The organism is Rhodococcus sp. NPDC057297 (genome assembly GCF_042667435.1).
In the GTDB taxonomy this organism is placed as follows: domain Bacteria; phylum Actinomycetota; class Actinomycetes; order Mycobacteriales; family Mycobacteriaceae; genus Rhodococcoides.
On the sequence record NZ_JBHUZE010000001.1, the window covers coordinates 20,645 to 42,644 of the forward strand.

Sequence of the window (22,000 nt, forward strand, 5' to 3'; positions counted from 1 at the left end):
GGAGTGGTCGATATGGCCTGGAGTACACGTGAACTCGCGGAGCTCGCAAGTACGACTGTCAACACCATCCGTCACTACCACCGCCTGGGTTTGCTCGCGGAACCCGAGCGCTCGAGCAACGGATACAAGCAGTACCGCGCTGGGCACCTCGTACGTGTTCTTCGGATCAGACGATACCGAGAACTCGGTGTCCCTCTCACACAGATCGATTCCATCGACGGGCCCGACAGCGCGCTCCAAACTCTCGACGAAGAACTGGTAGCCGCCATCGAGCAATTGCAGCGCGCTCGGGAACGACTGGCGGCCACCCTGAGTGAGGGTGCCGAGTCCGATGTTCCCGCCGGATTCGGTTCTGTCGCCGACCGATTACCTGTTCCGGACCGAGCCCTGCTGACGATAATGGCGCAGTACTTCAACGATGATGCGTTGGAAGACATTCGAGCAATGATCGAAGTCGCACAGACCGATGTGGACCGCGAATACGAGCAACTGCCGGAAAGCTCGAGCGACAGCGAGCGCCAGGATCTCGCCGAGAGAATGACGGTGCTGCTCAGCCGGCACCTGGAGGACTACCCCTGGCTGCTCAACCGAGAGTCACACATCACCGCTGCACCGGACGTAGTGGACAGTGCCGTTTATCCATCGGTTGCAGATCTCTACCGTCCCGCACAACTCGACGTACTCGAGCGAGTCGTCTACCTCATCCACGGCCACCGATGAACCGATACCGTCTCGATGGATTCTCCTCGGCTTGCGACCTCCGGCCAATGACGACCACGCGGCTCCGGGCTGCGAGAAGCGCCGTGAGGCTGGTCATTACCTCGTCAACGGTAGGCCGTACTCAGAACCCGAAGACGCCTCGGATGCTGTGACCGATATCGATAGAGGCGCCGGAGATCGTATCCGCGAGTGGCGAGGCCAAGAAAGCAACCAGTGACGCGATGCCCTGTGCATCGGTCGGTCCGGGTGCGCCGATCGCTGTTGTCGACGGGTCCGGCTCTGCTACTACAGGTCCCGGGTGCACCACATTCACAGTTATCGACGATGCGTACAACTCATCTGCCAGACACTTGGTCAGAGCAGCGACCGCAACATTGCGAACCGACGCGGGTATGGAGTCGGTGAGGTGAGTATGTTGCCCGCAGATGTTCACAATCCGGCCGGCGTCGGATTCCGCCAGGTAAGGGATGGCCGCGCGTGCGCATCGGAGATAACCCATTGCCTTCGTGTCGACGGCGTCCAGTATCTCACCGATCTCGTCGGAGCGACCTGCTGCTTCTATCACGCTCTTCGCTGCAGGTGCTCCGGTGTTGATCAGAACGTCGAGACCCTCCATCCACTCGATGGCAGCAGCGGTAGCGGTTCGCACCGAATCGGGGTCGGTCGAGTTCACGAGCGTGTAGCCGACCCGCCCCCGCCCGACTGGGTCGAGTTCTTCCACTGCGCCGCGAAGTGACGACTCGGTACGCCCGCCCAGCATCACTTGTGCGCCTTCGTCCACAAAGGTTCGGGCGACCGCCTTGCCGATCAAGCCGGACCCACCGACGACAAAGATTCGCCTACCGTCCAGATCGAGATTCATAGTTTGGTTCCTCTGTTCGGGAGGTGCACTTGTCGGGCCGTCTCGAGGCCACGATGCACGGTGATGACAGTCACAGTAGACATAGAAAGACTGATTGTGCAAGGTCCGACATTTGCAGAAGACCTGACCGCCTTGTCAGCACGTTCTTGCCGCGTATTCGTTGGGTTTAGCCATTGACGATCGCGTTAATGTCCGACATCATCGTTGGTGTCGGTATCGACGCGACGGTCCAGTGTCGAGTTCCCCCTTCGCTGAGCCGAGCAGCGCCGTGCTGTGGTGCCCTCACATAGGCCGACGCTGAACCCTCGAGCGTACGGTTCGGTTGCTGCGATCCAACCAACTGCACACAACCCTGAAATCGACTGCACTGCGACAGGTTCGGGCCCGCGAATACGCGATGCAACAGGCCGGCTTCGTGTATATGAATCCCTCAGCAAAGGATGACAATGAAGGTTTACTCCGCGATAGCGCACACGCTCACGGACTACGGGGTCGACACCATATTCGGTCTCATCGGTGACGCGAACATGTACAGCATCGGCGAATACCGACGGCTGGGGAAGGGAAGGTACATCGGCGCAGTGGACGAGGGCGGGGCGTGCAGTATGGCCGTCGGCTACGCCCGCGTCGGTGGAAAAGTCGGCGTGGCCACCGTAACTCACGGCCCCGGAGCCGCGAACACCGTAAACGCCGTCACAGAAGCCGCGCGCACCAACACTCCTTTCGTGCTGATCACCGGAAGCACACCACGGAAGCGATTCCATATCCAGGACATCGACCTCAAGGCACTGTTCTCGGCAACCGGAGCCGAATACTACAAGGTGCTGCGGGCAGAACACGTGGTCAACGACCTCGCGCGTGCACTGGCGCGAGCCGCCCGAACCAACTCGGCGATCGTCCTCGACATCCCGTACGACATCTGTCACGAGGACGTCGACTACGTTCCCGCGGAATTCATCTCGCACCCCAAACAGAAGTTCAGCCCCGACGATGTCTCGATGGACAACGCTCTGGGTCGATTGGCTTCCGCGAACAGACCGGTCATCCTCGCCGGTCGCGGTGCAGTGGAATCCGGCGCTCGCGACGAGTTGATCGAACTCGCCGATCTCCTCGGCGCTCCGTTGGCAACAACCGCTGCGGCGAAGGATTTCTTTCACGGAGAAAAATACAATCTCGGAATCATGGGCGACCACGGGCAACCATGGGCGGTCGATATCATCGCCAAGAGTGACTGCATTGCGGCATTCGGCGCTGCGTTGAACAACTACACAACAGTCGACGGAGAACTGCTCGCAGGAAAATCCGTCATCCAAGTCGATTCAGCAGCCGGCGCAATCGGTCGATTCAATCCCGTCTCCTGCGCGGTGACCGCAGATGCCGCCACTGCAGCGGCCGCAATGGTCGAGCAGCTCAAAGAAGCAGGCGTCGCGGCAACCTCGTTTCGCGACTCCCAGCTCACCGGTGGCGTGCTCGAGCGAGATCCGCGTCAGTACTTCACCGACCGCAGCACGGACACCGAGCTCGACGTTCGGACCGCCATGGTGACCCTCGACGAGAACCTCCCGGCCGACCGCGTCATCGTCACTGACGGAGGCCGATTCGTGCCGGCTCCATGGGGATTTCTTCACGCCTCGACCGCGAGGAACTTCACCCATACCTACGGCTGGGGTTCGATCGGACTTGGTATAGCTACCGCCGTTGGAGCGGCAGTTGCGAATCCGGATGCCGTCACCGTATGCGTCGCTGGTGACGGAGGCGGCATGATGGGTTTGATCGAGTTCTCCACAGCGGTGCGTCACAACATTCCGTTGCTCGTCGTCGTACTCAACGACAGTGCCTACGGCGCGGAATACAGCAAGTTCGAGCAGACAGGCTTTTCGCCCGACAACTGCTTTCAGAGCTGGCCCGAGTTCTCCGAGGTCGCTCGATCCCTCGGCGGTAGGGGAATCACGGTCCGGACCGAAAAAGAGCTGCGCGACGTTGTAGCCGAGATCGGAGATCTGACGGACCAGTTACTCATCGAGATCAAGGCCGACCCGAGCGTCGACCCGATGGCTCCGTGACGACAGTAGAACTCGACAGCTCGGCCCCTCGTGAGTATCACGAGGGGCCGAGCTTGCAGGACACACGACATCCAGCATGAAGCGTAGTGCCGCAGGGGGAACCGACGGATGACCATTCACACCGAAGTCGCTCGAAAACCACTCGGACAGGCAGTCCTGCGTCCCCGCCAACAGGTCGAGGAGACAATCAGATCCGCCATACTGTCCGGAGACCTCGAGAGCGGTGAAATGCTTCCGCCGGAGGCAGACCTTGCCCGGCAATTCAACGTGAGCCGGACTACGCTGCGAGAAGCGCTCCGAGTCCTCTCCTCCCAGCACCGAGTCACATTCTCGTGCACCGCGGCATGCGATCGACCACGCCACGGAAGGGACCTGCATCAGAGTGCAACTGTTCGGACCCCAGCGGTCCCGATGCTCAGGTGAACGTCACCGTCACGCTACCGATGTCGTTCAAGTCCGCACTGTAGCAACCCGGTTCGGCAGATACCGGATCTGCGAACGTGCCAGTCGACACCACCTGCCCCGCACCCAGCGAGAGACCGCGGCGGTCGAGCTGTTCCAGCAGCCAGTGAAGTGCGTGAATCGGCGATCCCATGACTGCGTCAGAATTGCCGTCGGCCACAACCTCCCCGTTGCGCGTCAACGTTGCTGGTATTGCGCTCCAGGACAAGGACTCGGATGAAACACTTTTTCCTACGACAAGGTAGCCGGCCAGAGCGTTGTCGAGGACGTGACTGTGCACCGTGTGCCCTGCACCAGGGGATCCGGGCATCCAGTTCCGGAATCGTGAGGTAGGCAGCTCGATCCCGGGCGCAACGCGCACGCGGTGTTCGAGTTCGGTGATCGACATCGATGCGTTCAACTCCTCCACCGCGGTCAACACCAGTTCAGGTTCGATCAGGAAGCCGTTCTCGGTGGACAGATTCACCGTTGCGCCCGAAGGGAGGAGCCGCTCGCGCATCAAGCGTCCGTATGCCGGACCGGTCGAGCCCAGAGCCGCTTGATCTTTCGTGCGAGTCAGACTGATCTTGTACCCGCCGATCGCGCCACGGCGCACACGGACGACCTCATCCAGGATCGAGTCGCGGAACAAGTATGGATCCAGCGGGGCAAAATTTCGGATCGATTCGTCGAGGTCCAACGGAGGCGCACCGGAGTAGGCGTCGATCAGGTGCCGCGCGATGTTCGTCGGTGTTTGCGTAGGAAGACTCATCACAACTCCGTGAAAGTTCGGTATGAACGCCGACGCAAAGATACCATGCAGTCGGTCTACTGTCCGACAGTAACGAAAAGGTACAGGTGCGTATCCGGCACAGAATTCGCCGCATCCTTCGACCGCACGTACTAAACGTCAGACGTTAGACTGTTCGTCTTAATTGAATCTAAAAGTCGAAAATGATCAGAATGTTTCTCACTGAGTGAGAGTATGCCTGTTGACCAACGTGGTTCACATCACACACTGAGCGGCACGCGGCTGTGATCACAGTCGAAAGTTGTCGATGGAGGAACAGTGACCGTAGCGTCCACCGGAAAGTCCGAGGCCACGCCCCCGCGTGCGTCCGACCAGACGTCACCTGCTGCACAGGCAGCGCAACAGGCAATTCAGGCCGCCGATCAGGGAAAGGCCACACCGCAAGCCAAGCGTGCAGCGGCGGCGAGCTTCCTGGGAAGCATGCTCGAGTACTACGACTTCTTCATTTACGGTTCAGCTGCTGCCCTGATTTTCCCGGCGTTGTTCTTTCCGACGGGCAATCCTGCGGTGGCCACCATCGCTGCTCTTGCAACGTTCGGCGTCGGGTATGTCGCACGTCCACTCGGCGGCATCGTGCTCGGTCACTTCGGAGATCGTCTGGGTCGCAAGCGGGTTCTGTTGTTCACGCTTGTGCTGATGGGCGTGGCGAGCACCTCGATCGGTCTACTACCTACTTATCAGCAGATCGGTGCGTGGGCGCCTGCACTGCTGGTGCTCGCTCGCGTCCTGCAAGGTTTCTCTGCCGGAGGTGAGGCCGCCGGGGCCAGTACGCTCACCATCGAACACGCGCCGACCGGTCGCCGTGGCCTGTTCGCCAGTTTCACGGTGTCGGGGATCATGGCCGGAATCGTCGTGGCAAACCTGGTCTTCATTCCCGTCGCGGTGATGCCCGACGAGACGTTGATGTCGTGGGGATGGCGGGTGCCGTTCCTGGCCAGTTCGTTGGTACTGGTTTTGGCTTACGTTGTGCGAAAGCGACTGGACGAGACTCCGGTATTCGTGGAGGCGAAGGAAAAAGACGCGACGCCGGACATTCCTTTCAAGACACTGATGAAGACTCAATGGGCCGACGTCGTCCGCGTCGCAATGGCATCGCTGTTCGCCGTGAACCAGACAGTGGTGATGGTGTTCGGCTTGGCCTACGCAACGTCGGAGGCAGGTATGGCGCGGTCGACGATGCTGTGGGTGTTGGTGGCCGCACACGCGGCATCGGTCGTCGGCGTTCCCCTGGCCGCCGGCCTGTCCGACCGCATCGGACGACGTCCAGTATGGATTTTCGGTGCGATCAGCTCCTCCTCGATGCTGTTCGTGTTCTTCTGGGCAATCAGCACGGGGAACATCCTGTTCGTGACCGTGTCCGGAATCGTTCTTGTCGGCGGTGCGTACTCCTGCATGAACGGGCTGTGGCCGGCGACCTTCTCCGAGCAGTTCGCCGCTCCCGTCCGCTACAGCGGATTCGCCCTCGGCCACGGAACCGGCCTCCTGGTCGCGGCGTTCGCTCCCACCATCTGTGTGGCGATCATGGGCGAGGGTCAGTACGGTTGGCTGCCGGTGGGAATCTTCGTCGCCATTACCGGCGCCGTCTCGGCAACCGGCATCTACTTCTGCAAGGAAACGAACAAGACTCCGCTCGCCGAACTCGGACACAAAGGGACGCGCGCGGCAGCATGACAGCGCATGCCGGAGGTGACGACACCTCGAGTCCGCCCGATGTGCAGCCAGGAGACTCTCTGCTCGCTCGAGCGGTCCGTATAGTCGAAACAGTCGCCTCCGGCAGTGCGTCGTTCACTGCATCGGACGTTGCGCGGAAATGCGGCCTTCCCAGGGCAACGACCCACCGAATAATCAACGAACTGATCGCACTCGGACTGCTCGATCGTGACGAATCTCGGCAGCTCCGAATGAGTTCCGCGACCTGGGAGCAGGCCGCTCTGTCGAGCTCGGTGGGTAATCTGATCGAGGCGGCCGCGCCGATAACTACGTCGCTGCACATGGCAATTCAAGAACATACGTACCTGTGCGTAGTGTCCGGCGGCGATACTCTGTGTATCGATCACCGCGGACCGGCAGACCCCTCTACTCAAGTGATCGCGCGAGCACACAGACGTCCAGCGCTCAGCTCGGCGGCAGGTTTGGCGATGCTAGCGTTCTCGCCGGCAGTGGTACAGGACGAAGCACTGGTGACTGGACGTTCGGACTCTCCGGCGCGCATCTCGTCCGATATGGCGGTCTATCGACGAAATCTCGCCGATATTCGACGGGCAGGGTATGCGGTCCTGACCGACTCGAGCAAAAAGGGAATCACTGAACTCGCCGTGCCGATCCATTCGAGATCGAGCAGTTCGATGGCTGCATTGTCCATTTCATTCCCGACGGATTCGGATCTGTACCGCCGATACTTACCTCCTCTGGTCTCCGCTGCCTCGGATCTGTCTCAGATCTTGAAGCGATCCGAGTCTCGCCACACCCTCACTTTTTATCGTCACTCGGGCGACGGTAGGTAGTGATGACCACGAAAGGATCGACACATGGACCCACTCGAGCGTCCGAAACCGAAGCGGCAGTTGCCCAACCTGCAGCAGGCCGCTCAACTGCTGGGGCTGACACAACGTCGAACCCGAAGATCTGCCCTCGACAGAATCCTGTCTGTCGAAGAGATGCGAGTTCGCGCCCGCAAGCGAGTCCCACGGTCGATCTTCGACTACGTGGACGGAGCGGCCGAGGAAGAAATCACTCTGCGCGCCAATCGAGATGCATTTCAGCGTCTGCGATTCCACCCGACCGCACTGAACGACGTGAGCGATCCAGACACTCGATCGAACATTCTGGGTGACACCGTAGGGATGCCACTTGCCCTCGCTCCCACCGGCTTCACACGCATGGTCCACCGCGAAGGCGAAATAGGTGTTGCATGGGCAGCGAATCGCGCTGAAATACCCTACACACTAGCAACTCTGGGTACGGCATCGGCACAGGACATCTGCAAGGTCACACCCCGCGTACCGCGCTGGTTCCAGCTCTACGCCCACAAAAGCGAGCAGGCCAACCTCCACCTCCTTGCCACCGCGAGAACCCACGGCTTCGATACCCTCGTGGTCACTGTGGATACCGCAGTCATCGGATCCAAACGCAGAGACCTGCGGAGTGGACTGACCGTTCCACCGACCGTGAGCCCACGAACATTCGTCGACATGGCTGTGCACCCGAGGTGGTGGACGGGGGCATTGACCGGGGCACCACTTGGATTCGATGCGCTCGGAAGTTCCGGAGAATCCATGTTCGCGGATCTCAACTCGCAATTCCGACAGGGCATCGACGCCACCTTCCTGAGGTGGATTCGTACCGAATGGAGCGGAAAGCTCGTGATCAAGGGGATAGTCAGTCCGAGCGACGCCTGTACCGCGTTCGAACTCGGTGCAGACGGGATCGTCCTGTCCAACCATGGCGGTCGTCAACTCGACCGGACCATCCCGCCTGTTACTGCGCTCCCTGCGATCCGCAGAGCAGTAGGTCCGACGCGCACGATTCTGCTCGACAGCGGAATACGTTCCGGCGCGGATATAGTCGCCGCATTGTGTCTCGGCGCGGACGCGTGCATGATCGGCCGGCCATATCTGTACGGCCTCATGGCAGGCGGGGCTCCAGGTGTCGATCGGGTTCTGTCCATCCTCCGAGACGACATCGTGAGAACCATGCGATTGCTTGGTGTGCAAAGGCTTTCCGATCTCGGTCCCCATCACGTCTCCAGTGAAACGAGTCCGCCCACCGAAAGCCCTTTCCTCACCGCAGCCAGTAGCCTGTAGCCAGGTACCGGAGCACGACCAGCCGGTGCTGCGGCCTGCCCCTCGTCACCGCGTGAGCTCGTCGAGAATATCGTCGGTGTGTTCGCCGAGTTCGGGACCGAGGTTTCTGATCTGTAGGGATCGCTCGCCGATCACCGGTACGATTCCGGGGAAGCCCACCGAGACCGGATCCTGACCGCCGGTATCGACCGGGAACTGTTGAATCATGTTGCGGGAAAGCATGTGCTCGTCCGCGCAGATGTCAGCCGCCGTGTTGATCGGACCACTCGGCACTTCCGCAGCGTCGAGCACCGCGAGGGCCTCGGCGCGCGTCCGCGTGAGAGCCCATGCCCCGATGGCCGCGTCGAGTTCGTCTCGCCGTTTCCACCTGCCGGCACCACCCGACAGTTCGGGGTCGGAGGCCAGGTCGGGACGCCCGATCGCCAGCATGTAGCGAACGAAGATGCCGTCTCCGTTGCCTGCGACCACGATCGACAACCCATCGGCGCACGTGTACGCGTTGGATGGGGCTATTCCTTCCATCCGCCCGCCGAGGCGTCGTCGCTCGACGCCGTACGCGAGGTAATCGGGAACCAAGGACTCCATCACCGAGAACATCGATTCACTCAGCGCGACGTCGACAATCCGAGACGGCAGCGGCAGCGAGCCCTGCTCGTCGGAGCGAGAACGGCTGTGCAGCAGCGTCATCACTGCTCCGAATCCCGCGTACAGGGCCGCGACGGTATCGCCTATGGACACCCCGACTCGCACGGGTGGCCGGTCGGGATCGCCGACCAGTTCCCGAAAACCGCTGTAGGCCTCGGCGACTGCCGCAAATCCCGGACGCCTCGACAGCGGTCCGGTCTGACCGAACGCAGAAATGCGCACCAGAACGATGTTGGGATTGGCCGCGTCGAGTTCTTCCGGTCCAATCCCCCACTTCTCCAACGTCCCCGGTCTGAAGTTTTCGACCACCACATCGCACGTCGCCGCCAAAGCAAGGACGTGCCGCCTACCTTCGTCGGTCTTGAGATCGAGCACGATCGACTTCTTGTTGCGGTTGAGCGTCCTGAACAACATCGACGTGGTCCCCGAGTGCAGGCGCCACGACCGCGTCTCGTCGCCGGTGTCCGGGCGCTCCACCTTGATCACTTCGGCACCGAAATCCGCGAGCATGCGCGCCGCAGTGGGCCCGGCGATGTAGTTACCCAGTTCCAGAACGCGAAAGCCGCTCAGTGGCAGCGCGTTCGAGTCGTCGGGCGAATCTTCTCCGAGCACAGGTGCCTCCGTCGCGTGGGATGAACCGGTTTCAATGCCGTGTGAGCAGCTCGAACATTGCATGTACTTCCGCAGCTGTCGGGGTGGGCAGGGAGCCCCGTGCGTGAACGAAGCCGATGCCCGAATACACGAGAATGCCTGCCCGGAGCCGCGCTTCGTCCGGGTCGAACTCGAGATCGAGCAACGAGCGCTGTACGACCTCGAAGATTCGATTGTCCAGTTCGCGCACAGCGTCGGCGATCTTGCCGTAGTTGCGTGCCCAATCCCGGACGGCCGACTCCACTGCCCACGTGCGTTGGTCGATCAACAGTTCGGCCATGATCTGCAGGCGCTGTTCGACCTCGACGGTCTCGAGCCCCTTCAATCCGCGCACCGTGTCGTTCTGGGTGTCGCACCACTTGTCCGCGATCGCTTCCATCAGCTTGTCGATGTCGGCGAAATGCCAGTAGAAGCTGCCTTTGGTGACCTCGAGGCGTTCACACAACTTGGTGATCTTCACTCCGGAGACACCGTCGGTCGCCATCAGTTCGAACGAGGCGTCGATCCAATCGTCGACCGACAGGCGTGTTGCGCGTCGCGCCGGCTTGCTCCCGGTCTTGGCAGCCGCAGCCTTCTTTGCGGGTGCGCGGCGCGTCGAAGCCGACCTGGGTGTTCCTGCCATCAGAGTGAACTCCTCGCTGTCGGGGTGGCGTACCGCCCTTCGATCGTACGATCCGGAGTCGTCATCCGACGGCCAGGGCGCCGAGGGCCAACCGACGGACGAGGGGATCGTTCGACAAGTGCAGGTGATCGGACCGATCCTCCGGATCCACGTCTTGCACGACGAGATTTTCACTGCCGGGCAGTGCTGCCGACAGCGGATCGGTCATGAGCCCGTCGTACCGCGAGATCACGTTGACGTACCGCACGCCCGGCGAGACCCATCCGGCACGAGCAGCGTCGTGCATGTAGCCGGAATTGGCCACGATCTGGCCGCACGCCGCGCAACTCGGTTCGAGCAGGGGCTTTTCCACGGCGGCGAGAGCGTCGTAGATTCCGATGCTCCGATTGAACGCGGCCAGGCTGCCGAGGCCGGCCACATCGGTTCCGTTCCACAACGGTCCGACGGTCACGAGCGTGCGAACGTCCTGCGCACGGGACCGCGCTACCCACTGCTGAGCCACCAACCCGCCGGCACCGCGGGCGAGAACCTGCACTCGGTCGGCCCCGGTTCTTTCACGGACGGAGGCGACGAATGCGCCGAACTCGAGCGCCGAGTCCTCGATGCTCGTCAGACCTGACACCGTGAGCCCAGCCTGCTGCAGTAGCGCCGATGCATCCGAACTGCCGTAGGTGAAGGAGAACGCGCACAACCCACGCCGGTCCAGGTCGTCGAGCCACCCGTCCCACTCGCGCTCCGAGGATGCGAGATCGTGCACGAGGACGGTGGGCGTTGCGCACGCCGAGGGAGAGGCGGCTGCAGTCGCGACCTCGACGTTCAGGACTGCGGCGACAGCAATTGACGTCGCACCTATTCCACGTAGTGCTCGACCGACGTTCTCACGCAGGTTCATTGGCTTCCTATCAGCGGTTTCGTCGAATTCGGCTGACCACACCATACAGTGCGGTATGGTGCGTGTCACATCGTCGGACCGTGCGAAAGGCCCCTCACACATGGCGCAGGACATGACCCGCCGCACCCTCTTCCGAGCGCTGGGGGTCGGCACCGCGGCAGTCGCACTCGGCGGCGTCAGCGCCTCCCGCGCGTTCACCTCGCCCGTCGACGACGCGTTCGAGAGTCCGCTGCTGTTCCACTCGCCCGACGTGGCTCCGTTCCGGGATGCACTACCGACACTGCCTACGGTGTCGGGATCGAATCTCTCGGTCGACGCGGTGTCTGCGATGCACAGATTTCATACCGACATGCCCGAAGTCCCCGCGCTGGCATATCACTGCGGACCGAACGCACAACTCGGCTACCTCGGGCCCATCGTCGAAGCGCACGCCGACGATCCGCTGACTCTCCGATTCTCCAACAACATGGCCCTGCATCCCATGGCCCGGGACATGGACACCTCGCTGCACGGTGTGACCGAGAGTTTCCGTACCTCGACGCCGATGTCGCTGCATTTACACGGTGGCGTGACTCCGCCGGAGAGCGACGGCAACCCGGAGCAGCTCACGATCCCTGGCGGAAGCATCGTCCATCACTTTCCCAACAGGCAGGAAGCGGCAACGCTCTGGTATCACGATCACGCGATGGCAATCACCCGCGTCAACGTCTACGCAGGCCTGGCCGGGATGTACCTGCTCCGAGATCGATTCGACACCGGTCGCACCGACAACCCCCTCGGCCTACCTGCCGGCGAGTTCGAGATGCCACTGGTCATGCAGGAGAAAATCTTTCGCGAGGACAGCCACCTGAGCATCAGATCGACTCGCATCGTGCCGGAGGGTTCATGGGAAGGTGGAGCCGTCGGAGACGTCGGGCTCGTCAACGGAATGATCTGGCCGGAACTCACCGTTGCCCGAGGGCTGTACCGCTTTCGGATGATCAACGCCGCCTCGTACAGCGTGTGGAACCTCCACTTCGAGAACCACATGAAGTTCTGGGTCATCGGCAACGACGGCGGATTGCTCGACGCTCCCGTGCCCGTGACGTCGATCAGGGTCGCTCCAGGCGAGAGGTACGACGTGCTCGTGGATTTCTCCGGGTACGACGGAGGCCACACGGTCGAGCTACTCAACGACGAGGTCCCGCCCTTCCAAGCAGCCGTCATCGGCGCAGTCACCATGCCGCTGTTCTGTCGTTTCCGTGTCGGTACTGCACGCGGATTCACCGGCGGGATACCGACATCGCTGCGCGGCGGTCGAGGGCCTGCACCGATCGGACCCATCCAGCAGCCGACGAGGATTCGCACCGTTACCGTCAGCCAGCCCTATGCACTGCGAAATCCACCGGCCATCATGTCGCTCAACAATCTTCGCTACAGCGACCCGGACATCGAAATGCCGCGACCCGGCACCGTCGAGCAGTGGAACATCGTCAACATCACGCCCGATCCCCACCCGATTCACATTCACCTCGTCACCTTCAGGATCGTGGGTCGTACACCACTGCGCACCCTCGATTACCAGGTCGCGAATCCGCAGCCGGCCATCGGGATCAAGTGGACCCCCGACCCGGAGGGCTTCCTCGGCGGACCGATGACCCCGCCTGCACCGTGGGAGGCAGGCTGGAAGGACACGGTCCGAGTCGACGGCGGGACGGTCACACGCATCGTCGTACGTTTCCCGACGGCCGAGGAACTGGGTTTCGACCCCGACGCCACCTTCCCCCGACCGACCGCTGCCGCACACCCGAGCACCGATCACGACAACCGTCACGACCCCATGCACGAAGTCCACAACGGAATCGACCATTCCGGGGAATCCGCCGGTGACCTTCAGGGCTACGTCTGGCACTGTCATCTCCTCGACCACGAGGACCACGACATGATGCTCAAGTACCGGATAGTGCCGTGACGCAGGCTCTTCGGAGTGCTGCCCGCGCTACCATCGCTGCGGCGTCCTCGGTCGGCGAGTTCTACGGCTTGGCCCTGGACACCGCAGTAGCCCTTGGACGTCGAGACTTTCAGTGGCGAGAATTCGTGGACCAGAGCTGGTTCATCGCTCGGGTATCACTACTGCCCACGATCCTGATGTCCATTCCGTTCACGGTCCTGGTTGTGTTCACCCTCAACTCGTTGCTCTCCGAACTCGGGGCAAGCGACCTCAGCGGTGCGGGAGCGGGCCTGGGCGCGGTGACCCAGATCGGACCCCTGGTGACCGTACTGGTCGTCGCGGGCGCTGCGGCGACCGCGATCGCCGCCGACCTCGGTTCACGCACCATCCGTGAGGAAGTCGCGGCAATGGAGGTTCTCGGTATCGACCCCGTTCATCGGCTCGTGGTCCCCCGCGTCGTTGCCTGCACTCTGATCGCAACATTGCTGAACGGTGCCGTCTGCACCATCGGCCTCGTCGGCGGCTTCTTCTTCTCGGTGTACCTGCAGGACGTCACGCCCGGTGCGTACGTATCCGGCATCACCCTGCTCGTCGGTCTACCGGAATTGGTCCTGTCCGAGATCAAGGCGGCTCTGTTCGGCTTGTTGGCCGCGCTGATCGCTTGCTACCGCGGATTGTCGGTCGTCGGTGGGCCGAGGAGCGTCGGTGAGGCGGTCAACGAAACCGTCGTGTTCTCCTTCGTCGCACTGTTTCTCGTCAATCTCGCACTGACATCCGTCGGCCTCGCTCTGAGTGACCGGTGACAAGCGATGGGCTTCGATATGTCGATCCGAGTGAGTAACCGTGTGCGCGGTGTCGTTCGCGGCATCGACGACGTCGGCGAGTTGGCACTCTTCTTCGGACGGGCCCTCGCGTCGACGGGTAAGGCCGCGCGCGACTACCGCGCCGAGACACTCCGTGTACTTGCCGAGATCAGTCTCGGCACAGGGGCTCTCGCGGCAGTCGGAGGAAGCATCGTCGTGCTGGGGTTCCTCACCCTGTTCGCCGGTGCCACCGTTGCCGTCCAGGGATTCGATTCACTGGGAAACATCGGAGTCGACGCGCTCACCGGATTCCTCGCCGCGTACGTCAACGTGCGAGTCGTGGCTCCGATCACGGCAGGCGTCGGCCTCGCCGCGACGATCGGCGCAGGTACCACCGCCCAGTTGGGCGCGATGCGTATCAGCGAAGAGATCGACGCGCTCGAAGTCATGGCCATCAAATCGGTGCCGTACCTGGTCGGAACCCGCGTGCTCGCCGGCATGATCGCAGTCCTGCCCCTGTACTCCCTGTCTCTCATCACCTCGTTTCTGGCGAGCCGCATAGCCACCGTGGTCGTTCTCGGCCAATCTGGTGGCGTCTACGACCACTACTTCTCCACGTTCCTCGTCCCCTCGGACGTGCTGTGGTCCTTCCTGCAAGTGTTCGTGATGGCCACCGCGGTGATGCTGATTCACACCTACTACGGCTACACCGCATCGGGTGGGCCGGCGGGAGTAGGGACCGCAACCGGTCGCGCTGTTCGGCTCTCGCTCATCACCGTCGTCATGGTCACGTTGATGATTTCACTTGCCCTCTACGGCAATTCCCGATCAGTGCACCTGGCGGGATGAGATGTCCGACGTGAACAGCACCGGATCCGGCGCAACCCGCCTGGCGGCTGTGGTTCTGGCGGCCACGGTCGCCGTCGCAGTCGCCGCCACCTACCTCGCCTTCACCGGCGCCGCGCAGGACGCCGTCGATCCACCGACGCGGGTGACACTGAGATCCGACCGTAGCGGTCTCGTCATGCAAGCAGGTGCCCTGGTGAAGATGCACGGGGTGGAAGTGGGGACCGTCGACGTCGTCGATCGGGACGCAGGCGGTGCCGTCGTCCAGCTGCGATTGAACAGCGATGCAGCACAATCGATACCCGAGAACGTGGAAGCGAACATCGCCGCCACCACGATCTTCGGTTCGAAGTTCGTCACACTCACCGAACCGGCCGATCCGTCGACGACGCCGATTGCCTCCGGCGCTGTCATCGACTCGTCCTCGGTAACCGTGGAGGTCAACACCGTCTTCGAATCGCTCACCCAGGTTCTGTCGGCAGTGGAACCCGACAAGCTCAACGCCACCCTCACGACGTTGGCCACGGCACTCGGTGGGCGCGGCAGCGACCTGGGACGGAGCCTGGACGACACGAACGCACTCCTCGCTGCCGTCGAACCTCGGATTCCGACCCTGCAACGCGATATCGACTCCGGATCGACCGTGACCGACACCGCCGCAGTTGCGGCACCGGATGTACTGACCGATCTGAGCAACCTGACGACCACCGGGCGCACTCTCGTCGACGAGGCCGACGCCCTCGACGCCGTCCTGCTCGGGGTCATCGGGATGGCCGATGTGGGCAACGGAGTCCTGACGGACAATGCCGGAGGAATCTCGCGCACCGTGCACGAGCTGAAGCCGACAACCGAACTGCTGGAGGAATACTCACCCCAGTTCACCTGCTTCCTGCAGGGTGCGGACCGCGCCCGGGTGGGGGCAGAGGAGGTGTCCGGCGGAAACGGACGCACGATGCTGCTCAACAGCACCGTATTGTTCGGAATCCCGCCCTACAGGCCCGAGTCGGATCTCCCCCGCGTTGCCGCGTCGGGCGGCCCGCGATGCGGCGCACTGCCCATCGTGCCCGACGACGCCGTGCCGACCCCGTACGTGGTTGCCGATACCGGATCGAACCCGTTCCGTGCGGGCAACACGGGCCCGGTTGTGTCGCCGGGTTCGATACTGGATTTTCTGCCCGGCGGACTCGCTGCACCGGGTGGCACCCGATGAACCGCACATCGAGCACGATCAACCTGGTCGTCTTCGTGGTGGTGATGACTGCAGTCCTCGCGTGCCTGGTCGTGGTGTTCGGACAGGTCCGGTTCGAGTCGACCACTTCCTTCCGCGCCGTCTTCACCAGCGCGTCGGGTCTGCGCAGCGGTGACTTCGTACGGGTGGCAGGGGTGGAAGTCGGAAAGGTCTCGGAAGTAGACATCGTGGACAACCACCACGCGGAGGTCGGCATCGACGTGGGGCCCGGTTACGTGGTCACCTCGTCGACCACTGCCACCGTCCGGTACCAGAATCTCGTCGGCGACCGCTATCTCGAACTGGCCGACGGCGCCGGTGAGGCCGAACCTCTGAGCGACAACTCGACGATCCCCCTCGAAAGGACCTCACCCGCCCTGGATCTGGACCAACTCGTCGGAAGCTTCGAGCCCCTGTTCGAGTCCGTCGATCCATCCAAGGTCAACGACCTGACCGCCGAACTCGTCGCTGCTCTCCAGGGACAGGGCGGTTCGATCGCATCCCTGCTCGCCCACACCGCCACGTTGACCACCACACTCGCCGATCGAGACGAGGTGATCGGGCGGGTGATCACCAACCTGGACACCACGCTGACAACGTTGACCGACCAGAAGGATGTCGTGTCGACCGCACTCGATCGGGCACAGAACTTGGCAACCGGCCTCGCTGCCGACAGCGCGGCATGGGGTACCGCCCTGACGGAGATCGATTCGTCTGCGACAACCGTGGCCGACTTGCTGACCGTGGCCAGACCGCCCTTGCAGTCGACACTCCACGAACTCGATCGAACTGCTGTGCAACTGGATTCGCAGAAGGACAGCATCGGGAGCATCGTCTCGCGCCTCCCCGACACCTACGCCGCGCTCAGCCGACTCGGTGCCTACGGCAACTTCTTCAACTACTACCTCTGCGGCATCAAGCTGAAGATCGACACTCCCGACGGCGGCGGCCTCACCACGCCGCTGATCGGACAGGAGACGGGAAGGTGCGCACCACGATGAATCAGCGTGTACGCGAGCGCAACACCGTGCGGCTCGGCATAGTCGGCACCGTCCTCGCGGTACTGGTGACAGTGGTGGCGACGAACGTGTCATCCTTACCGATTCTGTCGGCGAGCGCTGCCTACAGCGGCGTGTTCCGAGACACCGGCGGACTCGTGACCGGAGCCGATGTCGAAGTGGCAGGAATCGTCGTCGGCGAGGTCACCGATATCGAGATCGATGCGGACACAGTGGTCATCGCATTCACCGTAGGCGGCGGGGTCGAACTCCACGACGATGCGCGCCTGGCCATACCGACACAGACTGTGCTGGGCACGAAGAATCTGAGTGTCGATCCCGGCACCGGTGGACGGCTGACCCCAGGCTCTCGGATCGGACTGGATCACACATCCAGTCCTTACCAGTTGACCGATGCGCTGGGTGACCTGACCGACGACGTCACCGAACTCGACACCGACGGACTGACCGACGCCATGCGCGTGAGCACCGAGGTGCTCGAGCAGACCCCCGCGGATCTCGCTGCGGCAGTCGACGGAGTGGGCCGACTCTCCCAGAGCATCGCCTCGCGCGACGACTCTCTGCGGTCCTTGCTGTCAGCGGCGGAACAGGTCACCGGAGTACTCGCCACCCGGAGTGAACAGATCGGCATCCTCGTCACCGACGCGAACACCATTCTGAGCGAACTCGACCGTCGACGAGCCGTCGTGGATCGATTGTTCGACAGCGTCACCGAGCTCGCCCGGCATCTCAGTGGGCTGGTCGCGGACAACGAGGCGCAACTGGGATCGACTCTGGCATCACTGGATTCGGTACTCGAGGTGTTGGAGCAGAACAGAGCCGATATCGGCACGGCCATCGAGAATCTGGGCCCGTACATCACTCAACTCGGCGAGGCGGTGTCGAGCGGACCGTTCTTCAACTCGTACATTCAGAACCTGATCCCTGGCCAGATCATTTCACCGTTCATCCGTGCCGCCCTCGGACTCGGCCCCGCCCCCGGTGAATCTGCCAGTGTCAACCCACTGTCCGCTATCGACGGAGCCCCCCGATGACGGCCAGGCGATGGCAACTCGCGGCCATCGGGATCGGCCTGGCGATTCTGGCCGCGGTGTCCTACACCGTCGTCCCTGCACTGAACACCACGACTATCGTCGCCCAGTTCCCCAGTACCACCGGACTGTACGTCGGCGACGACGTGAAAGTCATGGGTGTCGACGTCGGAACCGTCGGCTCGATCGAGCCACGAGGTGACCACTCCGACGTCGAGTTACAGATCGACTCGTCCTACTCGGTACCGGCCGACGCCCTGGCGGTCATCGTCTCGCACAGTCTGGTCGCCAGCCGCTTCGTACAGCTCACTCCGCCCTACACCGGGGGCTCGACGATGGTCGATGGGCAGCACATCCCGATGTCGCGCACCGCGGTACCGGTCGAGTGGGACCAGATCAAAGCTCAACTGTCTCGATTGGCGGACGCGGTGGGAACCGCTGCGCCCGACGGCCGAGCACCTCTCGGAGCCCTCGTCGACGCCGCCGATGCCAACCTCAGGGGGGAGGGGCAGAACCTCGGAGCGACCGTCGCTCAACTCTCGGACGCGTTGAAGACGTTGTCCGACGGTCGAACCGACTTGTTCGCCGTCGTGCGCAACCTGCAGGTGTTCGTGTCCGCACTGTCCGCAAGCGGGCAACAGATCGTGAACTTCAACGACTCGATGGCATCGATCACCGCTGTCCTGGACGACAACTCCGAGCAGATCGGCACCGCGTTGACGTCTCTGGACGTCGCCGTCGGCGATGTGCAGAGGTTCGTCGCCGACAATCGCGACGGTCTGGACGACACACTCCGCAGCCTGCAGACCGTCGTGGGCGAACTCGCCTCGCAGCGTGACGGAATCGCCCAGATCCTCCATGTGGCCCCGACCGCGTTGTCGAATCTGAACAACATCTACCAGCCTGCACACAACGCGATAGTTTCCGCGCTCGCGCCCAACAACTTCGCGAATCCGATGGACTTCATCTGCTCGGCCATCGCCGCCGCCGAGGATGTCGGTGCTCAGGAAGGAGCGAACCTGTGCGTGCAGTACCTCGGTCCCCTGCTGAAGACGCTGGCGTTCGACTATCTTCCTCTGTCCACCAACCCGATTCACGGCGTCGGCGCACTGCCGGATCAGCTGGTCTACAGCGAACCCGACCTGGAACCGGCCACCCCCGCGCCGACGCCGGCACCGTCGCCGTCGTCGCTGACGGATCTGTTACTTCCCGGAGGTGATCGATGACGACACGACGAATCGGGCCTCGGCCGGCAGTGGTGCTCGCACTCGCGCTGCTGACGTCCGGCTGCGGCTGGCAGGGCCTCAATTCACTACCGCTCCCCGGCACCGCAGGAGAAGGGGAAGGAGCGTATTCGGTGACCATCGAGATGCCGGACGTGTCCACCATCGATCGCAATTCGCGAGTGCTCGCGTCCGACGTCACCGTGGGCCGCGTCGCGGACACCGAGCTCGACGACGGCCACGCCGTCGTCACCGTTCACCTGGACCAGGGCGTCGATCTGCCGGCGAACGCCGTCGCAGCGGTCGGCCAGACCAGCCTTCTCGGATCGACGCACATCGAACTGTCGCCACCCGTTGCCGAAGCACCGACCGGCCGGCTCGCCGACGGGGATGTCATCCCACTGGGTCGCGCGGGTGCGTATCCCACCACCGAGCAGACCCTGTCGTCGCTGTCGCTCGTACTGAACGGCGGCGGACTCCCCCAACTCGGCGACATCGTGAACGAACTGGATGCCGCGATCGGCGGACGACCGGAATCGGTGCGGTCCGTGATCGATCGGCTGAACGCTCTCCTCGGCGGGCTCGTCGAACAGCAGGCGAACATCGAGCGGACGATCGACAACCTCGATCGATTCGCCGCCGACGTCGCCGATCAGAACCAGGTGCTCGCCGACGCCGTGACCACGCTCGGCCCCGCGCTGACCGTACTGTCGAACAGCCGGCAGGACTTGACCGCCGCACTCACCTCGTTGGGCCGACTGGGTACCACGGCCGAGAAGATCGTCGACGACACCGGAGGCGATCTGGTGGCCGAGCTGCAGGAGTTGCGTCCTGTGCTTGCCTCACTGGCAGATTCCGGGACGTCCCTGACGGATGCCTTCCGTTACCTGCTCACCTACCCGTTCCCAATCGACACTTATCAGAACGCGGTACGCGGTGACTACGCCAACGGCGAGGTGACTCTGGATCTTCGGCTCGACACTCTCGACAACGCCTTGTTTCTCGGCACACCGCTCGAAGGCGCACTCGGCTCGTTCGCACCCACTCCGTCGCCGACGATTCCGTCGACCACCGACCTTCTCATCCCACCGGCAGGCAACCCATGACGTCGAAGACAACGCTCCATCGCAAGCTCTGGATCATCCTGGCCGTCGGCATCGTCTCCACCGCAACCACGGGAATCTATTTCGCCCGCGTGCCGGAGCAGGTCGGTATCGGCCGCTACCGAGTCGCTGTCGAGCTCGCCGACGGCGCAGGCCTCTACACCGGTGCGAACGTGACGTATCGCGGTTCCGAGATAGGACGGGTCGTCGAGCTCACAACCCTCGGTACCGGCGCGCGAGCGGTGGTGTCCCTGGAATCCGATGTCGATGTTCCCGCAGACACGGCGGCCGAGGTGCACTCGATGTCCGCGATCGGAGAGCAGTACATCGACATGGTGCCGAGCTCCGACGAGGGCCCGTACCTGTCCGAGGGTGCGGTGATCGCGAAGGACCGAACCTCCGTTCCCGAACCGGTAGGCCCCACGATCGATCTCCTGCAGTCGGCGCTGGCATCCATCGGCTCGGACAACCTACGCAGCGTGCTCGACGAAAGCGCTGCCGCACTGGGAAACAACGGCGCGAACGTATCCCAGCTACTCGATTCGCTTCGAACTCTCACCGCCGACGCGAACGCCGACACATCGTCGATCATCGCGCTCGTCGACGAAGCCGACCCCGTCCTGGCAGCGACCGCCGCGAGCAGCGAGTCGATCAAGGCCTGGGCAGCGTCACTGACCGGAGTCACGGGGACGCTTCGCGACCACGATGCGTCGGTGCGCGCCCTCGTGGACAAGGGCACGCCGATGGCAACGGAGGTGACAACCCTGTTTCAACAGTTGCAGCCGACTCTGCCTCTCCTCCTGGAGAACCTGACGACCGTGGAACAGGTTGCGGCGGTGTACAACCCGTCGATCGAGCAGATTCTGGTGCTGTACCCGCCGCTCATCGCAGCGACCCAGGGAACGGGGATGCTGAATTCCCAGTCGGGAGAGCCCGGCCAGAACACCTTCTTCGCCGCCCAGGTGAACGACCCGCCTCCGTGCACCACCGGATTCCTGCCTGCGTCCGAACGCCGATCACCCACCGAGGTGGATACAATTCCGACCCCGAAGGGCCTGTACTGCAGGATCGATCCAGCCGACCCCACCGCGGTCCGCGGCGCGCGAAACCTCCCGTGCATGGAGTTCCCGGGACGACGCGCAGCCACGGTGGAACTGTGTCGAGACCCGGTGGCGTCCACCGGAGACTACGACCCGACCGACGGTTCCTACATCGCCGGGGACGGACGCCGGTATGTCGACGGTGGACTCGACGCCCTGCCCGAGACACTGGACGGGCTGCTCGTCCCGGACGGAGAATGACCGCCC

The 22,000-nt window shown here is 62.9% G+C and carries 20 protein-coding genes; 15 read left to right on the forward strand and 5 right to left on the reverse strand.

What is annotated here, in order from left to right; translation table 11 throughout:
- The first annotated feature begins 12 nt into the window (after positions 1–12).
- Positions 13–720 carry a MerR family transcriptional regulator gene (locus ACFULT_RS00105; RefSeq protein WP_094720306.1) on the forward strand — a complete coding sequence of 236 codons (708 nt, stop codon included), beginning with the start codon at positions 13–15 and terminating at the stop codon, positions 718–720.
- A 121-nt stretch (positions 721–841) separates the two neighbouring features.
- Here ACFULT_RS00105 and ACFULT_RS00110 read toward each other — a convergent pair whose 3' ends face one another.
- Complete coding sequence (locus ACFULT_RS00110) at positions 842–1,582, reverse strand: SDR family NAD(P)-dependent oxidoreductase (protein ID WP_378480280.1); 741 nt, start codon at positions 1,580–1,582, stop codon at positions 842–844.
- Positions 1,583–2,028: 446 nt separating this feature from the next.
- On the opposite strand from ACFULT_RS00110, the gene ACFULT_RS00115 reads away from it, so the two are divergent.
- Positions 2,029–3,645, forward strand: coding sequence for a thiamine pyrophosphate-binding protein (locus tag ACFULT_RS00115; protein WP_176459986.1), 1,617 nt, complete (start codon positions 2,029–2,031; stop codon positions 3,643–3,645).
- Positions 3,646–3,753: 108 nt separating this feature from the next.
- Positions 3,754–4,068, forward strand: a complete 315-nt coding sequence (locus tag ACFULT_RS00120; protein WP_378480281.1) for a winged helix-turn-helix domain-containing protein — start codon at positions 3,754–3,756, stop codon at positions 4,066–4,068.
- Here ACFULT_RS00120 and ACFULT_RS00125 read toward each other — a convergent pair.
- Positions 4,061–4,858: a 2-keto-4-pentenoate hydratase gene (locus ACFULT_RS00125; protein WP_378480282.1), complete on the reverse strand. Its 798-nt coding sequence runs from the start codon at positions 4,856–4,858 to the stop codon at positions 4,061–4,063. The genes ACFULT_RS00120 and ACFULT_RS00125 overlap by 8 nt on opposite strands.
- A 297-nt stretch (positions 4,859–5,155) precedes the next feature.
- Between ACFULT_RS00125 and ACFULT_RS00130 the strand changes: the two genes are divergently transcribed.
- Genes ACFULT_RS00130 through ACFULT_RS00140 form a run of 3 tightly spaced genes read left to right on the forward strand, consistent with a single transcriptional unit; the run spans position 5,156 to position 8,700 of the window.
- The gene (locus ACFULT_RS00130; RefSeq protein WP_217900758.1) at positions 5,156–6,568 is read left to right on the forward strand and encodes an MFS transporter; all 1,413 of its coding nucleotides are present in this window, start codon (positions 5,156–5,158) and stop codon (positions 6,566–6,568) included.
- Complete coding sequence (locus ACFULT_RS00135; protein WP_378480283.1) at positions 6,565–7,401, forward strand: IclR family transcriptional regulator; 837 nt, start codon at positions 6,565–6,567, stop codon at positions 7,399–7,401. Before ACFULT_RS00130 ends, ACFULT_RS00135 begins: the two co-directional genes overlap by 4 nt.
- Positions 7,402–7,425: 24 nt before the next feature.
- A complete protein-coding gene (locus tag ACFULT_RS00140) occupies positions 7,426–8,700 on the forward strand; it encodes an alpha-hydroxy-acid oxidizing protein (protein WP_378480284.1) in 1,275 nt (424 codons plus the stop codon).
- Between the two features lie 45 nt (positions 8,701–8,745).
- Here ACFULT_RS00140 and ACFULT_RS00145 read toward each other — a convergent pair whose 3' ends face one another.
- The 3 genes from ACFULT_RS00145 to ACFULT_RS00155 all read right to left on the reverse strand — a co-directional run bounded on the left by ACFULT_RS00145 (position 8,746) and on the right by ACFULT_RS00155 (position 11,510).
- Positions 8,746–9,957, reverse strand: a complete 1,212-nt coding sequence (locus ACFULT_RS00145) for a CaiB/BaiF CoA transferase family protein (protein ID WP_378480285.1) — start codon at positions 9,955–9,957, stop codon at positions 8,746–8,748.
- 31 nt (positions 9,958–9,988) lie between these two features.
- Complete coding sequence (locus tag ACFULT_RS00150) at positions 9,989–10,618, reverse strand: TetR/AcrR family transcriptional regulator (protein WP_037104195.1); 630 nt, start codon at positions 10,616–10,618, stop codon at positions 9,989–9,991.
- A gap of 61 nt (positions 10,619–10,679) precedes the next feature.
- Complete coding sequence (locus ACFULT_RS00155) at positions 10,680–11,510, reverse strand: esterase/lipase family protein (RefSeq protein ID WP_378480286.1); 831 nt, start codon at positions 11,508–11,510, stop codon at positions 10,680–10,682.
- A 100-nt stretch (positions 11,511–11,610) separates the two neighbouring features.
- Here ACFULT_RS00155 and ACFULT_RS00160 point away from each other — a divergent pair, with 100 nt between their 5' ends.
- From ACFULT_RS00160 to ACFULT_RS00200, 9 genes are read left to right on the forward strand one after another with little or no spacing between them, the layout of a single operon-like run.
- Positions 11,611–13,461, forward strand: coding sequence for a multicopper oxidase domain-containing protein (locus ACFULT_RS00160; RefSeq protein WP_378480287.1), 1,851 nt, complete (start codon positions 11,611–11,613; stop codon positions 13,459–13,461).
- Positions 13,458–14,243, forward strand: coding sequence for an MlaE family ABC transporter permease (locus ACFULT_RS00165; RefSeq protein ID WP_378480288.1), 786 nt, complete (start codon positions 13,458–13,460; stop codon positions 14,241–14,243). Before ACFULT_RS00160 ends, ACFULT_RS00165 begins: the two co-directional genes overlap by 4 nt.
- 18 nt (positions 14,244–14,261) lie before the next feature.
- A complete protein-coding gene (locus ACFULT_RS00170) occupies positions 14,262–15,092 on the forward strand; it encodes an ABC transporter permease (protein ID WP_037104189.1) in 831 nt (276 codons plus the stop codon).
- A 1-nt stretch (position 15,093) separates the two neighbouring features.
- Positions 15,094–16,299, forward strand: coding sequence for an MCE family protein (locus ACFULT_RS00175; protein WP_378480289.1), 1,206 nt, complete (start codon positions 15,094–15,096; stop codon positions 16,297–16,299).
- Positions 16,296–17,318: an MCE family protein gene (locus ACFULT_RS00180; protein ID WP_378480290.1), complete on the forward strand. Its 1,023-nt coding sequence runs from the start codon at positions 16,296–16,298 to the stop codon at positions 17,316–17,318. Before ACFULT_RS00175 ends, ACFULT_RS00180 begins: the two co-directional genes overlap by 4 nt.
- Positions 17,315–18,370, forward strand: a complete 1,056-nt coding sequence (locus tag ACFULT_RS00185; protein WP_241483581.1) for an MCE family protein — start codon at positions 17,315–17,317, stop codon at positions 18,368–18,370. Before ACFULT_RS00180 ends, ACFULT_RS00185 begins: the two co-directional genes overlap by 4 nt.
- Complete coding sequence (locus ACFULT_RS00190) at positions 18,367–19,593, forward strand: MCE family protein (protein ID WP_378480291.1); 1,227 nt, start codon at positions 18,367–18,369, stop codon at positions 19,591–19,593. Before ACFULT_RS00185 ends, ACFULT_RS00190 begins: the two co-directional genes overlap by 4 nt.
- Complete coding sequence (locus ACFULT_RS00195) at positions 19,590–20,696, forward strand: MCE family protein (protein WP_378480292.1); 1,107 nt, start codon at positions 19,590–19,592, stop codon at positions 20,694–20,696. Before ACFULT_RS00190 ends, ACFULT_RS00195 begins: the two co-directional genes overlap by 4 nt.
- On the forward strand, positions 20,693–21,994 hold the full coding sequence (locus ACFULT_RS00200; RefSeq protein WP_378480293.1) for an MCE family protein: 1,302 nt from the start codon (positions 20,693–20,695) through the stop codon (positions 21,992–21,994). The genes ACFULT_RS00195 and ACFULT_RS00200 overlap by 4 nt, the downstream gene beginning before the upstream one ends.
- Positions 21,995–22,000: the final 6 nt, after the last annotated feature.

Excerpts from the sequence above, each read along its gene's own strand:
- ACFULT_RS00190 (WP_378480291.1), top strand. The coding sequence starts at position 18,367 with ATGACGGCCAGGCGATGGCAACTCGCGGCCATCGGGATCGGCCTGGCG.
- ACFULT_RS00110 (WP_378480280.1), bottom strand. The coding sequence starts at position 1,582 with ATGAATCTCGATCTGGACGGTAGGCGAATCTTTGTCGTCGGTGGGTCC.
- ACFULT_RS00115 (WP_176459986.1), top strand. The coding sequence starts at position 2,029 with ATGAAGGTTTACTCCGCGATAGCGCACACGCTCACGGACTACGGGGTC.
- ACFULT_RS00160 (WP_378480287.1), top strand. The coding sequence starts at position 11,611 with ATGGCGCAGGACATGACCCGCCGCACCCTCTTCCGAGCGCTGGGGGTC.
- ACFULT_RS00140 (WP_378480284.1), top strand. The coding sequence starts at position 7,426 with ATGGACCCACTCGAGCGTCCGAAACCGAAGCGGCAGTTGCCCAACCTG.
- ACFULT_RS00105 (WP_094720306.1), top strand. The coding sequence starts at position 13 with ATGGCCTGGAGTACACGTGAACTCGCGGAGCTCGCAAGTACGACTGTC.
- ACFULT_RS00185 (WP_241483581.1), top strand. The coding sequence starts at position 17,315 with ATGAATCAGCGTGTACGCGAGCGCAACACCGTGCGGCTCGGCATAGTC.
- ACFULT_RS00125 (WP_378480282.1), bottom strand. The coding sequence starts at position 4,858 with ATGAGTCTTCCTACGCAAACACCGACGAACATCGCGCGGCACCTGATC.
- ACFULT_RS00150 (WP_037104195.1), bottom strand. The coding sequence starts at position 10,618 with ATGGCAGGAACACCCAGGTCGGCTTCGACGCGCCGCGCACCCGCAAAG.
- ACFULT_RS00135 (WP_378480283.1), top strand. The coding sequence starts at position 6,565 with ATGACAGCGCATGCCGGAGGTGACGACACCTCGAGTCCGCCCGATGTG.
- ACFULT_RS00155 (WP_378480286.1), bottom strand. The coding sequence starts at position 11,510 with ATGAACCTGCGTGAGAACGTCGGTCGAGCACTACGTGGAATAGGTGCG.
- ACFULT_RS00180 (WP_378480290.1), top strand. The coding sequence starts at position 16,296 with ATGAACCGCACATCGAGCACGATCAACCTGGTCGTCTTCGTGGTGGTG.
- ACFULT_RS00120 (WP_378480281.1), top strand. The coding sequence starts at position 3,754 with ATGACCATTCACACCGAAGTCGCTCGAAAACCACTCGGACAGGCAGTC.
- ACFULT_RS00170 (WP_037104189.1), top strand. The coding sequence starts at position 14,262 with ATGTCGATCCGAGTGAGTAACCGTGTGCGCGGTGTCGTTCGCGGCATC.
- ACFULT_RS00195 (WP_378480292.1), top strand. The coding sequence starts at position 19,590 with ATGACGACACGACGAATCGGGCCTCGGCCGGCAGTGGTGCTCGCACTC.
- ACFULT_RS00175 (WP_378480289.1), top strand. The coding sequence starts at position 15,094 with ATGTCCGACGTGAACAGCACCGGATCCGGCGCAACCCGCCTGGCGGCT.
- ACFULT_RS00200 (WP_378480293.1), top strand. The coding sequence starts at position 20,693 with ATGACGTCGAAGACAACGCTCCATCGCAAGCTCTGGATCATCCTGGCC.